General features: G+C 33.4%; 14 protein-coding genes. 10 read left to right on the forward strand and 4 right to left on the reverse strand.

Annotation, left to right across the window (positions count from 1 at the left end; genetic code table 11):
* Together EBF09_RS08465 and dcd are read right to left on the reverse strand one after the other, a co-directional pair.
* A partial coding sequence (locus tag EBF09_RS08465) for a hypothetical protein (protein WP_157978200.1) occupies positions 1-1,328 on the reverse strand: 1,328 nt, incomplete at its 3' end.
* Between the two features lie 239 nt (positions 1,329-1,567).
* A complete protein-coding gene (dcd, locus tag EBF09_RS08470) occupies positions 1,568-2,131 on the reverse strand; it encodes a dCTP deaminase (protein ID WP_121764672.1) in 564 nt (187 codons plus the stop codon).
* 92 nt (positions 2,132-2,223) lie between these two features.
* Here dcd and accB point away from each other — a divergent pair, with 92 nt between their 5' ends.
* The 10 genes from accB (at position 2,224) to pyrF (ending at position 10,287) form a co-directional block, all read left to right on the forward strand.
* A complete protein-coding gene (gene accB, locus EBF09_RS08475) occupies positions 2,224-2,694 on the forward strand; it encodes an acetyl-CoA carboxylase biotin carboxyl carrier protein (RefSeq protein ID WP_121764673.1) in 471 nt (156 codons plus the stop codon).
* Positions 2,694-4,058, forward strand: a complete 1,365-nt coding sequence (locus EBF09_RS08480; RefSeq protein WP_121764674.1) for an acetyl-CoA carboxylase biotin carboxylase subunit — start codon at positions 2,694-2,696, stop codon at positions 4,056-4,058. The genes accB and EBF09_RS08480 overlap by 1 nt, the downstream gene beginning before the upstream one ends.
* A gap of 47 nt (positions 4,059-4,105) precedes the next feature.
* Positions 4,106-4,861 (forward strand): flagellin, encoded by a 756-nt coding sequence (locus EBF09_RS08485; protein WP_121764675.1) that lies wholly within the window; start codon positions 4,106-4,108, stop codon positions 4,859-4,861.
* A 414-nt stretch (positions 4,862-5,275) separates the two neighbouring features.
* Complete coding sequence (gene motA, locus EBF09_RS08490; protein WP_121764676.1) at positions 5,276-6,043, forward strand: flagellar motor stator protein MotA; 768 nt, start codon at positions 5,276-5,278, stop codon at positions 6,041-6,043.
* Between the two features lie 15 nt (positions 6,044-6,058).
* Complete coding sequence (motB, locus tag EBF09_RS08495) at positions 6,059-6,748, forward strand: flagellar motor protein MotB (protein ID WP_121764677.1); 690 nt, start codon at positions 6,059-6,061, stop codon at positions 6,746-6,748.
* Between the two features lie 139 nt (positions 6,749-6,887).
* On the forward strand, positions 6,888-7,733 hold the full coding sequence (gene accD, locus EBF09_RS08500; RefSeq protein WP_121764678.1) for an acetyl-CoA carboxylase, carboxyltransferase subunit beta: 846 nt from the start codon (positions 6,888-6,890) through the stop codon (positions 7,731-7,733).
* 1 nt (position 7,734) lies between these two features.
* Positions 7,735-8,202 carry a 23S rRNA (pseudouridine(1915)-N(3))-methyltransferase RlmH gene (locus EBF09_RS08505; RefSeq protein ID WP_121764679.1) on the forward strand — a complete coding sequence of 156 codons (468 nt, stop codon included), beginning with the start codon at positions 7,735-7,737 and terminating at the stop codon, positions 8,200-8,202.
* A gap of 14 nt (positions 8,203-8,216) precedes the next feature.
* Positions 8,217-8,573, forward strand: a complete 357-nt coding sequence (gene dksA / locus EBF09_RS08510) for an RNA polymerase-binding protein DksA (RefSeq protein WP_121764680.1) — start codon at positions 8,217-8,219, stop codon at positions 8,571-8,573.
* Positions 8,573-9,592 carry a hypothetical protein gene (locus tag EBF09_RS08515; RefSeq protein ID WP_121764681.1) on the forward strand — a complete coding sequence of 340 codons (1,020 nt, stop codon included), beginning with the start codon at positions 8,573-8,575 and terminating at the stop codon, positions 9,590-9,592. Before dksA ends, EBF09_RS08515 begins: the two co-directional genes overlap by 1 nt.
* 11 nt (positions 9,593-9,603) lie before the next feature.
* Entirely contained in the window at positions 9,604-10,287 is a 684-nt protein-coding gene (gene pyrF / locus EBF09_RS08520) for an orotidine-5'-phosphate decarboxylase (protein WP_121764682.1), read from the forward strand.
* Between the two features lie 428 nt (positions 10,288-10,715).
* Here the strand turns inward: pyrF and EBF09_RS08530 are convergent, their stop codons facing one another.
* Positions 10,716-11,600 (reverse strand): homoserine O-succinyltransferase, encoded by an 885-nt coding sequence (locus EBF09_RS08530; RefSeq protein ID WP_121764683.1) that lies wholly within the window; start codon positions 11,598-11,600, stop codon positions 10,716-10,718.
* 9 nt (positions 11,601-11,609) lie between these two features.
* Complete coding sequence (locus EBF09_RS08535; protein WP_121764684.1) at positions 11,610-12,899, reverse strand: O-acetylhomoserine aminocarboxypropyltransferase/cysteine synthase family protein; 1,290 nt, start codon at positions 12,897-12,899, stop codon at positions 11,610-11,612.
* Positions 12,900-13,203: the final 304 nt, after the last annotated feature.

Below are 13,203 nucleotides of genomic sequence, written 5' to 3' on the forward strand. Positions count from 1 at the left end.
CCTACACCAATTCCAGCATTAATATTAGAGTTAATCAAACTATCAAAGATACCTTGTGCTTCGTTTAGGTTGCCAGAGGATTTTAGGGAAGTTACTGCACCGCCTACATTTTTATTTACATCTAAAAGCAATGCTGCATGCATTTCTGTATTTTTCACACCTTCTAGCTTATCTACTAGCTCTCCTGCTAGGGCTTTATCACTTTCTGCTATACCTGTGCCTACTACATCAATAAAATCTTTACCGCTAAGGTTTTCGCCATTTTGCTCTGCATTAGTGATTGCATCACTAATCGCTGTCTTTTGTACGGTAATAAGCTTGATAGCTTCATCTATCCTTGCCTTTTCAGCCTCATCTGTCGTGCTATCTTTTTGGCTATTTAGCTCTGTTAGCATATCTTCTCTAGTTTTTACTTCTTCTAGAATCTTTTTGAGGTTTCTAGCATCTTCTGTAGTAGTAATATCTGTAGAGAGTCTTTTCCCATCTTCGCTTAAATCTAAACTTGCTTCATAAAGATTCTCGCTTACTTCTCTATCAATATCGTATGAAGCAATTCCATTAATATTTTGTGTGCCTAAGAGATCTTGCAAAGTCACTAAATATTGCAAATTTACTTTATTATCCCCACTAAGTGTGATTTTGCCTTCACTTCTTATCAGTTCATAGTCGCTAAATGCTAAACTAGAAAGGCTTTGTGTGATTACGCTAAAAGTAGAATTGTTAAGGCTTACATCGCCACTTATATGTAAAAGTCCTCCTTTTCTATTTGAATCGGCGATGGTAAAATAACCATAATTTGAAGTAAGATTGCCATCAATACTTAAAGAACCATTTGCACCCCAAATATTATAGACTTCTAGGCTACCACCCCCTTGCTCGCTTCCGCTTATAGTTACATCTCCATTGATATAAGAGGGGCTTTGTGCGAGTAAGTTTCCATCAGTTTTAATCTCTACATCTGCATTAATCGTATAAGAATGGTTTGCAACCTGAAATTGAGCATCTGATTCTCCAAAATAGCTATCATCTTCACCCATTCCATCGCCGATTGTGAATTTAGCACTATTGTATGTAATGTCTTTAATGTTTAGCCCCAAGCCTCCATGTTCTTTTGGGATAGTTAGAGAAGCATTATCAAAGTTAAAAGTTAGATTATCATTTTTATATTGTTCTTTTAACACCCATTTTCCGCTACCCTCGCTACTTTCTTCAAAATAAGTTTGAAAGTCATTAGCATTATTTAGGGTGTAATCCGCTCCAAATGCACTCACACTCCCTAAAATTCCTAAACCTAATATTGCTCTTGATGCAATCAGGGATAATTTCATTTTTACTCCTTAAAATCTAAAAATAAAGCTGTTATTTTGCCCCCCCCCCCCTTATTTTTTGCTTAAATTAATCTATAAGTAGTGTCTAAGATTTGTTTTAGGTATTTTGATGATTCTTTTTAGGATATGTAAGTGGATAAGGCTTGCAGTAATCTTAAAAATAGCAAAAAACGTTTTATTTATGGTAAATATGTGAAATATTTTTTAAAGTAGATTAGCAAAACAAAAAGTTTTACTAATTAATTTTTTAAGATTCTAGGGAGTGTAATTCCAGTTTGAGATTGATATTTACCCTTTTTATCTTTATAGCTTACTTCACAATCTTTGTCGCCTTGTAAGAATAAAATTTGAGCAATCCCTTCATTTGCATAGATTTTTGCAGGGAGTGGGGTTGTGTTGCTAATTTCTATGGTGATATGCCCTTCAAATTCAGGTTCAAAAGGGGTTACATTTACGATTATCCCGCATCTTGCATAGGTGCTTTTGCCAAGGCAAATCGCTAAAATATCTCTAGGAATCTTAAAATATTCAATAGTTCTTGCTAATGCAAAAGAGTTTGGAGGGACGATACATACATCGCCTACAAAATCCACAACATTTGCAGAATCAAAGTTTTTAGGATCTACCACCATTGCATTAATATTTGTAAAGATTTTAAATTCATTGCTTACTCTTATATCATAGCCATAGCTTGATAGTCCATAGCTTACGACACCTTTTCCTACTTGATTTTCACAAAATGGCTCTATCATCTTGTGTTTTAGCGCCATTTCTCTTATCCAACTATCTTCTTTTAATCCCATTATTTTCCTTTAATGATTTTATATTTGAAATTATGCTATTATAACAAAAAAGCTTTATGGCTTCCTAAACAAATTACAAAGGGTTTAAAATTATGGATTTTAAAGAGATAAAAGAATTAATAAAAATCTTTGATGCGAGTAATTTAAATAGGCTTAGCATTGTTAATGAGAATTCAAAGATTAAGTTAGAAAAAGGGCTTATAGGAGCTACCAAGGTAGCTTTAGAGCCAAGCACACCCATACTTACACAAGCACCACAAGCTCCTATGCAAGTAGCATCCACTCCACAAGTGGCACAACAAAATACTGCTTCTGTTGTGAGTGGAGAGAGTGTGAATTCTCCTATGGTAGGAACTTTTTATCGTTGCCCATCTCCTGATGCACCTGCTTATGTAAATGTAGGCGATAAGGTGAAAAAGGGACAGACTTTAGCGATTATTGAAGCGATGAAAATTATGAATGAAATTGAAGCAGAGTTTGATTGTGTGATTAAAGAGATTATCCCAAGTGATGGACAACCCGTAGAATACAATTCTCCTTTGTTTGTGGTGGAGAAAATCTAATGTCTTTTAAAGAAATTAACACCATCTTAATTGCAAATCGTGGAGAGATTGCATTAAGAGCTATCCGCACTATCAAGGAGATGGGTAAAAAAAGTGTGGCAGTTTATTCTACTGCAGATAAAGATGCACATTATTTGGATTTAGCAGATGCAAAGGTATGTATAGGTGGGGACAAAAGCAATGAATCTTATTTGAATATTCCTGCAATTATCTCAGCAGCAGAACTTTTTAATGTAGATGCGATTTTTCCTGGATATGGGTTTTTAAGCGAAAATCAAAATTTTGTTGAAATTTGCAAACATCATAATATAGAATTTATAGGTCCAAATCCTGAAGTTATGGCATTAATGAGCGATAAAAGTAAGGCTAAGGAAGTTATGAAAAATGCAGGAGTGCCTGTAATACCCGGAAGCGATGGAGCTGTTGCTTCTAAAGAAGAGGCTAAAAAACTTGCAGATTCTATGGGGTATCCTGTGATACTAAAAGCAGCAGCAGGTGGTGGCGGTAGAGGTATGAGGATAGTGGAGAGCGAAGAGCAGATGTTTAATGCTTTTTTGGCAGCTGAAAGTGAAGCAATTAGTGCTTTTGGTGATGGAACTATCTATATGGAAAAGTTTATTGATAAGCCAAAACATATTGAAGTGCAAATCTTAGCAGACAAACATGGGAATGTTTTGCATGTGGGCGAGAGAGATTGTTCGCTTCAAAGACGCCACCAAAAACTTATTGAAGAATCTCCAGCACCCACATTGGAACCAAAAACAAGGCAAAAGCTCCTAGAAACTGCAATTACCGCTACAAAAGCTATCAAATATGTAGGTGCAGGGACTTATGAATTTTTGCTAGATTCTAACCAGAATTTTTATTTTATGGAGATGAATACAAGATTGCAAGTAGAGCATCCTGTAAGTGAGCTAGTAAGTGGGCTTGATATAATTGAGCTTATGATAAATATCGCAGAGGGCAAAGAGCTTCCAAAACAAGAAGAAGTTAAGTTTAATGGTTGTGCAATAGAATGTAGAATTACTGCAGAAGATCCTGTGAAATTCTATCCTTCAGCGGGCAAGATTACAAAATGGATAGCACCCGGAGGGAATCATATAAGGCTAGATACTCACGCATATGCTGGGTATGTTGTGCCAATGTTTTATGATTCTATGATAGGAAAGCTTATTGTGTGGGGTAAAACTCGCAAAGAAGCAATTGCTAGAATGAAGAGAGCTTTAGGCGAGTTTTGTATTGAAGGGATTAAAACTACTATTCCCTTCCATCAAGAAATGATGGAAAATGACGATTTTAAAAGAGGTGTGATTCATACCAAGTATTTGGAGCAAAAAACTCAAAATGGAACGAAAAATGCTTGATAATCTTAAAATCACAAGGATGTAATTTATTCTAAAAGGAGATTAAGATGAAAATAGGAAATACACAAAATACAAATGAAACTTTAGTGAATTTAAATAAAGCTAAAGAGGAAGAAAAAGAAAGTCTCAAAAAAATCGCTTCACCACGCCCGATTGAAGCTACAGATGGAGCTAGTTTAGCGATTGCAAATGCACTTTTGGCTCAAGCTAATTCTATGTCCCAAGGAGTTAGAAATGCAAACGATGCTTTGGGTGTATTGCAAATTGCTGATGGGGCATTATCTAGCATTAGCGATTCTGCTATTAGAATGAATGAACTATCCGTTGCTTTAGGGAATCCAGCATTAAATAGCGATCAAAGAGCTATGATAGAAAGTGAAGCAAGCGCCCTAACACAATCTATGAATGATTCTATCTCTCAAGCAACTTTCAATGGAAAAAATGTATTTGGTGGGCAAATGAGTTTTATGCTTGGGAGCGGTTCTATTGATTTTAATCTTCAATCTCCAAATACTTCAGGTTTGCAAGTAACAAATCAAGAGAGTATTTTGAGCTTTATCAACAATGTAAGCTCAAAAAGAGGGGATATTGGTGCGATTATGAATCGTGTTGAATCTAGCATTAATAATGATATGAATACGATTGTTAATCTTAAAAAAGCAGAGAGCAATTTGCAGGATAATGATTTAGCAGAAAATTATAATGAACTAAATACTGCTAAATTAAAAGAAAATGCCACTCTTTATACAAATTCTTTCAATACAAACTATCTTCAAAATAGATTAGATGCACTACTAGGCTAGTGCGTCTAGCAAAAATCTTCTTTTAATTAGGTGTTGAATTTAATAATAATCTTAAAGAGTTCTAAAAAATTGTGGTGATTAGAAAATATCTTTTGTGAATTTATGTTTCTTTACTACTCAAAATTTTAATTGTGCATTGAAATTTAAAAAAGTAATTTAAAATAAGACAAAGCATTGCAGGAGTGGGATTATAGCTTTTTAGAAAATCTTAAATCTTCTTTTTATAAAGATTAAAAAAGAGCCAAAATATAAAGTTATGTAAGAAAAATTTTTAATACTGAAAATAATCCATAAAAATTTCTTAATTGAAAATATTGAATATAAAATTAATCATATTTAAGTTTTAATTTATAAGAACTTTGCTAATTTATGATTAATAAAAACAATAAAATATTTTAAAATAAGGAATGAATTATGGATCTTACAACTATACTAGGTCTAGTATTAGCAATTACTAGCATTTCAATAGGGGATATTTTAGAGGGTGGAAATCCCTTGCATGTTATTCATCTCTCTTCTTTTTTAATTGTAGTGCCAACGGCTATTTTTTGTGCGACAACAGCGACACATAAAAATATTGTAAAAGCTGCTTATAAGGAGCTAAAATTAGCATTTATGGGAGCTAAAGTAGATTTGAATCAAAGGATTTCGGAACTTGTGGGATATTCCATAATTGCGCGTCAAGATGGAATTTTGGCATTAGAACAAAAAGCAAATGATATTGAAAATGATTTTTTAAGAAAGACTTTGATGATGATGGTGGATGGTAAAAGTATAGAAGAAATCAAAGAAAGTGCTGAGATTCAAATAGAAGAGGCAGAAGAGTATTATAAAGAATGTGCTGAATATTGGGTAAGAGTTGGTGAAACTTGTCCTACAATGGGACTTGTTGGAGCGGTTATGGGGCTTATGCTTGCATTGCAGTTACTAGACGATCCTAAAGCAATGGCATTAGGGATTGCAGGTGCATTTACCGCGACAGTTACAGGTATTTTTGGTGCTTATGCTCTTTTTGGTCCTTTTGGACATAAGATTAAAGCAAATTCTAAAGATTTAATCAAAGAAAGAATGGTAATATCCACAGCGATTGTTGGTATAGCCGAAGGTGTCAATCCTAGAGATTTAGAAGCTAAGCTATTTAGTTTTTTAAGTCCTAATGAGACAGCTCAATCGCAATTTTAAGAATAAGGATTTAAAATGGGTAAAAAAGCAAAGCACCCTGAATGTCCAGCAGGTGAAAAATGGGCAGTTCCTTATGCGGATTTTTTAAGTTTACTTTTGGCATTATTTATTGCACTTTGGGCTATTTCTGAAACTAATCCAGCCAAAGTAGAAGCTTTAAAAGTGGAATTTATCAAAATCTTTGATTTTACAGCATCTAGTCTTATAGAAAGGGAGAGTGAAGTGCAAGATAAAGATAGCTCTCCTGCAAATTTTGATGTTGAAGCATTAGAGAGAGAAAAAGTCGCTCTTGATCAAAAGGAGAATAATGCAATTTTGCATTTACCTACTAGGGTTGAATTTGTTAGGGGCAGTGCAGAAATTATCTCCGTAGAAACTTTGGTTTTAATCAAGCGTGTAGGGGAGATTATTAAAAAAATGCCTAAAGATTTGCAAATAGAGCTTAGAGGCTATACAGATAATAGCAATGAAGATCCAAGCAAAAATTTTAATTTGGGCAGCAAAAGAGCACAGGCCATAGCGGATTTATTAATACAACAAGGTATCAATCAAGAACAGCTGATTATTATAAGTTTTGGGGATCACAATCCACTAAATGGCAATAAAAGTGATGTGGAGAATAATAGGGTAGAGTTTCATATCCGTGCAGATGATTTGGATGCAAAGTTAAAGCAAACTATAATGGATAAGTTAAGCAATTTCTAATAATCAAAGGTAGCTTTGTGATTTATAACCTATATAAGCGATCTACAAAGTTTTAGGCTAAATTAACACATTTTTTTATACAATTTCTAAAAATTACTTTTTAGAAAATAGGAAGTAAGCTTGAATTTAAGGAAAATAAGTGGGATTTACAGATTTTTTTAAAAGCCTTAAAAAAGTGGAAAGAGCTACTCCAAAAGAAGCACCAAGCCACTGGGTTAAATGTTCTAGCTGTAATGCTTTAATGTATTATAAAGAAATTATCGCACAACATTATACTTGCCCTAAATGTAATTTTCATATGAGAATAAGTTTGCAAGATAGGCTTCTTCTAACTTGTGATGAGGGAAGTTTTGTTGAGTATGATAAGGAGCTTATGCCAACAGATCCTCTTAATTTTGTGGATAAAAAAAGCTATCAAAAAAGAGTAGAAGAGTATGAAAAAAAATGTGGGCGCCCTAGTTCTGTAGTGAGTGGAGAATGCACGATTGATGGTATACCTACACAACTTGTTTTGTTTGATTTTAATTTTATGGGTGGTTCTTTAGCCTCTGTTGAGGGGGAAAAGATTGTAAGAGCGATCAATAGAAGTATAGAGAAAAAACAAGGGCTTATTATTATTAGTGCAAGCGGTGGGGCTAGAATGCAAGAATCAACCTATTCGCTTATGCAAATGGCAAAAACTTCTGCTGCCCTGCAGCGTTTGAGTGATGCAAAATTGCCTTTTATTTCTGTGCTTAGTGATCCTACTATGGGGGGCGTTAGTGCCTCTTTTGCATTTTTGGGTGATGTGATTATGGCAGAACCGGGCGCTATGATTGGGTTTGCGGGAGCTAGAGTAATCAAGCAAACTATTGGAGCAGATTTGCCACAGGGTTTCCAAACTGCAGAGTTTTTATTGGAACATGGACTTATTGATATGATAGTTCAAAGAAAAGATATGAAATCTACTTTAGCAAGTTTATTGACTTATTTGAAAGTTTCCTAAATTGATTAAAGTTAATATTTATTATATTGCCAAGCCTACAAAAGGTTTGGAAGATGAGATATGTAAAGAATTTGCGGGTTTATGTATGGGGTTTGGAGTAAAGGTAGAAAGTTTTAATCTTTTTAACAAAAGTGTTAAAGAAAGCCATAAAATTGATGTTAATGAAGCTAAAAAGAGCTATACGCAGATTTTTAGTAGAGTTTTTAAGGAAAATTTATATAAAATTGCCTTATCACCAGATGGGAGGGAGGTTGATTCATTTAAATTTGCCTCATTTTTAAAAGATAAATCGGAAATTAGCTTTTTTATTGGCGGTGCGTATGGATTAGAAGAGGAGTTTTGTAAAAGTTGCAATGCAACACTTTCTCTCTCTAAACTTACATTCAATCATAAAATAGCAAAAATTCTTTTGAATGAACAGATTTATAGAGGTTTTTGTTTGTTAAATAATCATCCCTATCACAAATAACAAAGGAAACTTAAGTGAGACATAGTGATTTAGAAAAATTTAAAAAATTACTTTTAGAGCAAAAAGAGGCGATTTTGGCTAACAATAAAGAACATTGCAAAAGTATGGAGGTAGTGAGATCAGGGCATCTTGGAGATGAAGTGGATATTGCTACAATGAGTATCAAAAATAGGCTAGATGAATCTATTTTTGAAAGACATGCAAAAGAGTTAGAATTTATTGATATTGCTTTGGCTAAAATAGAAGAGGGCAGTTATGGAATTTGTGAAATGTGTGAAGAAGAGATCAATTTTCAAAGATTAAAAGCAAAACCACATGCAAGATATTGTATAGTTTGCAGAGAAATTATTGAAAAAGATAAAGGAAAATAATGAAGTTTAAATATTATTTTGGTGCTTTTTTTGTTTTTATTGTAGTAATAGGTTTATATATTTATAGTTTGAGTGGAGTGGATTATACCTATCATATTCCCTTTAGTCAAAAGTTTGTAACATTGCCGATTGCACTTTGGTTTTTGGTGCCTGTGGTGTTGTTTTTTATCGTTGTATTGCTTTTGGAAATAGGCGGAATGTATCGTATGTGGTATAAGAGAAACAAATATAAAAACGATTATAAAATGATTTTGGAGCAAATTGAAAATCAGCTTTTAAGAAAAGAAGTTCCCCTAAAGCAACCTTCTATGAATCGCTACAAAGCTCTTTCTATTTTACTTAATAATTTGATTTTTGATGTTAAAGAGGGGATTACACAAAAAAGTGGCGAAGCAAGACTTGATGAGCTTATTGAGCTATTAGGAGATCTAAAAAGAGGGGAATATGTGAATCTAAAAAAATTCAATCCTAATGATAATTCTCCTTTTTTTAAACAAAATATCATCAATCAAATTAAATCAGATCCAAAATTTGCTTCTGAAGTGTTAAGGAAGTCTAGTTTTGGTGATGAATATAAGCAAGAAGCATTAAGGGTTTTGCTTGCAAATGACGAGCTAGGGGAGATTAAACGCTTTATTGCAAGTGTGAAATTTGATAAAGAACTAGCCAATCAAATGCTAGGAATGTGCTATGCAAAAAAATTAGAATTTAGTAATGAAGATATTGCTAATCTTTGTGCAGAAGTTGGCTTTGTAAAACAAGATTATCTGCTTTTAGCACAAAAGACAAAGGAATGCTATGAGCCAACATCATGGCTAAATCTTTTTGAGTATTTGGCTAATAAAGATGAAATTGCAGAAATGGCATATTTTTATGTGCTTTTAGAACTAGAGATGATTGATGAGGCTAAAGAGCGTCTAGGCTTGCATACTCCTAATGAATTTTTAAAAGTGCGTGCTTATTTGGAGCTAAAGAGCATGGGTAAAAAATATCCTCTTGAACTATTTTTATTAGACTAGGTGCTAAACTTATGGAATTGTGTGTTGCGCTAGATTTGCCAAGTTCTTATGAGAATTTGAAGCTTTTAGAAGGGTTAAAGAGTGAAAATATTTGGGTGAAAGTGGGTTTGAGAAGTTTTATCCGTGATGGAAGAAATTTTATAGAAGACATTAAAAGCATTAATCCAAATTTTAAAATTTTTTTAGATTTGAAGCTTTATGATATTCCAAATACCATGAAAGACAGCCTAGAAGAGATTGCAAAAATAGGTGTGGATATGGTTACAATCCATGCAAGTAGTGGCTATGAAGCTATGGAAGTGATGGCAAACTATGCAAAAACCCTTAGTAAAGCACCTTTAGTTATGGCAGTAACAGCCCTTACTAGTTTTAATCAAGAAGGATTTTATGAGATTTACCTTAATGATTTAGAAAAAAGTGTGTTAGAGTTTGCGACTTTAGCACATAAAGCAGGGATTGATGGAGTGGTTTGTTCTTGCTTTGAATCTAAAATGATAAAAGAAAAATTAGGCAAAGAGTTTTTAACTCTAACTCCTGCAATCCGCCCCTTTGGTGAAGATAGTGGCGATCAAAAGCGTGTGGCTACACTAGAAGATGCAAAAGAGGCAATGAGTGATTTTATCGTCGTGGGGCGTCCTATCTATAAAGCAGAAAATCCAAGTGCAGTAGCTAAGAAAATTTTAGAAAAGATTTAAAATCTACCTTTAGTGTAAAAAAGAATATGTAAAACTTGCATAAAAATAATGGTGGTTTTGTTATGCCAAGTTAGCTTTACACGCTTACGGATACAAGCACTTGGGGGACAAAACGCCTTTTGCAAGTATTAGGAGAATTTTGCAAACAAATGATGAATTTTTAAAATCTTTAGAATTTTTGGGATTAAAAGGATTTTAAAAATCACTAAATGAAGTTATATATTTTGGTATGCTAGTTTAGATTTTGTTTAACTTTATCAATCGCTTTTGTAAATTATAAAATTTTTATTACGACAGATAAGGTGAATTAATGAATTTATAGATATATCCATAAAAAGAAAAAGAGAGTTAGAAGGTAATTTTATGGGTATTGAAAATAAAATTAAGGATTTAAAGCTAGTTAAAAGCAACTCTCTTTTTTAAAGTTGCTAAAGCACAAAAGGCGTGTCTTGATACACGCTAAAATTGAGCCAATTAATAAAAAGCATACTCGCACTAGATTTCCAAGATAAAATTGCCTCTCCTTTTTTATCAAAATAACTCTTTGGAACTTTTATATCTAGCCCTTTTTCCTTATCGCGTAAATATTCTTCTTTTAGCGTATTTTTGGCATATTCTGGGTGTCCTAGCATAAAAATATCTTTAGAATCTTTTATTAAAGTTGCTCCACTTTCTTCTCCGCTTAGTAATATTTTTAGCTCTTTTGCATTTTTTAGTGCTTCTTGATTTATTGTAGAATGCCTAGAATGCGGTATTTTGATGACTTCATCTAGTCCGCTTAAAAGCAAGTCTTCTTGAATAATTTTGTGCTCAAACACTCCAAATAGCTTTTCTTTAAGGGAGATTTTTGGGATTTTGTGAAAATAATAAAGTCCCGCCATTGCTCCCCAGCAAAGATACATCGTGCTTGTGCAATGAAGCTTCAAATAATCCATAATTTTAATTAATTCTTGCCAATAGCATACTTCTTCAAACTCTATTTGCTCAATAGGAGCTCCTGTGACAATAGTTCCATCAAATCTCCTACCTTGGATAGCATCAAACCCTACATAAAATCTATCCAAATGGCTTTTAGGGGTATTTTTCCCCACATAGCTTGTAGTGGCTAGAAGCGTGATATTAACTTGCAAAGGAGAGTTTGCAAGTAGGCTTAAGATTTGATTTTCTGCTTCAATTTTTTTTGGCATAAGATTGATAAGTAAAATCTCCAAAGGGCGAATATCTTGATGTTTAGCCCTTCTTTGTCCCATGATGAAAGCATCTTCTTTTAAAAGCTCATAGGCAGGTATATCTTCAGGAATAATAAGTGGCATAACTTTTCCTTATTTTTCTAGTGCTTGTTTTAAATCAGCTATTAAATCAAGAGGATTTTCTAAACCTATGCTAAGCCTTAGAGTGCAAGGGGTTATCCCCGCACTCTCTAGTTCATCTGCACTAAGCTGTGAATGTGTTGTAGAAGCTGGGTGGATAATGAGTGATTTTGAATCCCCAATGTTTGCAACGATAGAAAAAATCTCCAAAGAATTGCAAATTTTTTGTGCCTCTTCAAAGCTAAGTGCTTCAAAGCTAATAAGCCCACTAGAATCGCCATTGCTAAAATATTTCTCTAAAAGATTGTGGTAAGGATTGCTTTTAAGTGCAGGGTAATTTACGGATTTTACGCGTTTATGCTTCTCTAAAAATTCTGCGACAATTTTAGCATTTTGGCTATGCTTTTTAATCCTAAGTTCAAGTGTTTCTAACCCTTGTAAAATAATCCAAGCATTTTGGGGTGAGAGTGTAGCCCCTATATTTCTTAGCCATTCTATAATGATTCTAATGCTAAAAATCGGCAAAGCAAGATTTGCATAGACTAGCCCATGATAGCTAGGATCTGGAGTGTTAAAAGCCTCATAGCGTGGATTATTTTTAATAAACTCATTAAGATTATTTCGTTCTATAATCGCCCCTCCAAGTGCACTTCCTTGTCCATTAATGTATTTGCTAAGGCTATATACAACCACATCCACGCCAAATTCAAAAGGCTTGTGTAAAAACGCAGTTGCCACAGTGTTATCACAAATGCTAATAATTTTATGCTTTTTTGCAATTTGCGTGATTTTTTCTACATCAGCAATGCTAATTTGTGGATTAGACAAGCTTTCAAAAAAGATAGCTTTTGTGTTTGTATCGATGACTTTCTCTAGGCTTTCTAGCTTGTCAATATCAAACACTCTAGATTCAATCCCAAAGCGTTTTAGCGTGTGGGTAAAGAGTGTTTGCGTCCCACCATAGACTTTATTAGAAAATGCGATATTATCCCCATTTTGCGCACAATTTAAAATCGCATAGAAAATAGCAGCACTGCCACTAGAAGTTGGCACACCAAATGCACCTCCCTCTACACTTGCAAGACGCGCACCTAATATATCAGTTGTTGGATTGCTTAGGCGAGTATAAATGTTCCCAAGTTCCTTTAATGAGAATCTAGCTTCTGCTTGTTCTAGACTTTCAAAGCTATAAGCTGTATTTTGATAGATTGGCACACTAATGGTTCTTTGCGTATCGTAGTTATATCCTGCATGGATTGCTAGAGTATCTTGAGAAAAGTTATTGTGTGTTAAATTTGCCATTTTATTTCCTTTGATAATTAAAAATTTTAGTTATCATACCATAAATAATAAATAATACAATATGTAATTAATAAAAATTGCTAATTTTTGTCAAAAGTGTAACATTTTATAAAATACATATTGTATATCATCTAATATGCAAGAAAAGATTATTTTAATCCATTTTAAATAAATCATAATTAATTTTTCAAGCAATGTTAAAGAATAAAAGGTAGAATTCTATTTGATTTTAAGCAGTATTTTTATTTTCTTTTAAAGGCTTTAAAGGAGGCTTAATGGTAGAAATAAATATTTTTATGATACT

This window comes from Helicobacter burdigaliensis (genome assembly GCF_003670295.1).
Classification (GTDB): domain Bacteria; phylum Campylobacterota; class Campylobacteria; order Campylobacterales; family Helicobacteraceae; genus Helicobacter_D; species Helicobacter_D burdigaliensis.

What these genes read in the sequence shown, in the direction of transcription:
- dcd (WP_121764672.1), bottom strand. Translation starts at nt 2,131, where the DNA reads ATGGGATTAAAAGAAGATAGTTGGATAAGAGAAATGGCGCTAAAACAC.
- accB (WP_121764673.1), top strand. Translation starts at nt 2,224, where the DNA reads ATGGATTTTAAAGAGATAAAAGAATTAATAAAAATCTTTGATGCGAGT.
- EBF09_RS08480 (WP_121764674.1), top strand. Translation starts at nt 2,694, where the DNA reads ATGTCTTTTAAAGAAATTAACACCATCTTAATTGCAAATCGTGGAGAG.
- EBF09_RS08485 (WP_121764675.1), top strand. Translation starts at nt 4,106, where the DNA reads ATGAAAATAGGAAATACACAAAATACAAATGAAACTTTAGTGAATTTA.
- motA (WP_121764676.1), top strand. Translation starts at nt 5,276, where the DNA reads ATGGATCTTACAACTATACTAGGTCTAGTATTAGCAATTACTAGCATT.
- motB (WP_121764677.1), top strand. Translation starts at nt 6,059, where the DNA reads ATGGGTAAAAAAGCAAAGCACCCTGAATGTCCAGCAGGTGAAAAATGG.
- EBF09_RS08515 (WP_121764681.1), top strand. Translation starts at nt 8,573, where the DNA reads ATGAAGTTTAAATATTATTTTGGTGCTTTTTTTGTTTTTATTGTAGTA.
- pyrF (WP_121764682.1), top strand. Translation starts at nt 9,604, where the DNA reads ATGGAATTGTGTGTTGCGCTAGATTTGCCAAGTTCTTATGAGAATTTG.
- EBF09_RS08530 (WP_121764683.1), bottom strand. Translation starts at nt 11,600, where the DNA reads ATGCCACTTATTATTCCTGAAGATATACCTGCCTATGAGCTTTTAAAA.
- EBF09_RS08535 (WP_121764684.1), bottom strand. Translation starts at nt 12,899, where the DNA reads ATGGCAAATTTAACACACAATAACTTTTCTCAAGATACTCTAGCAATC.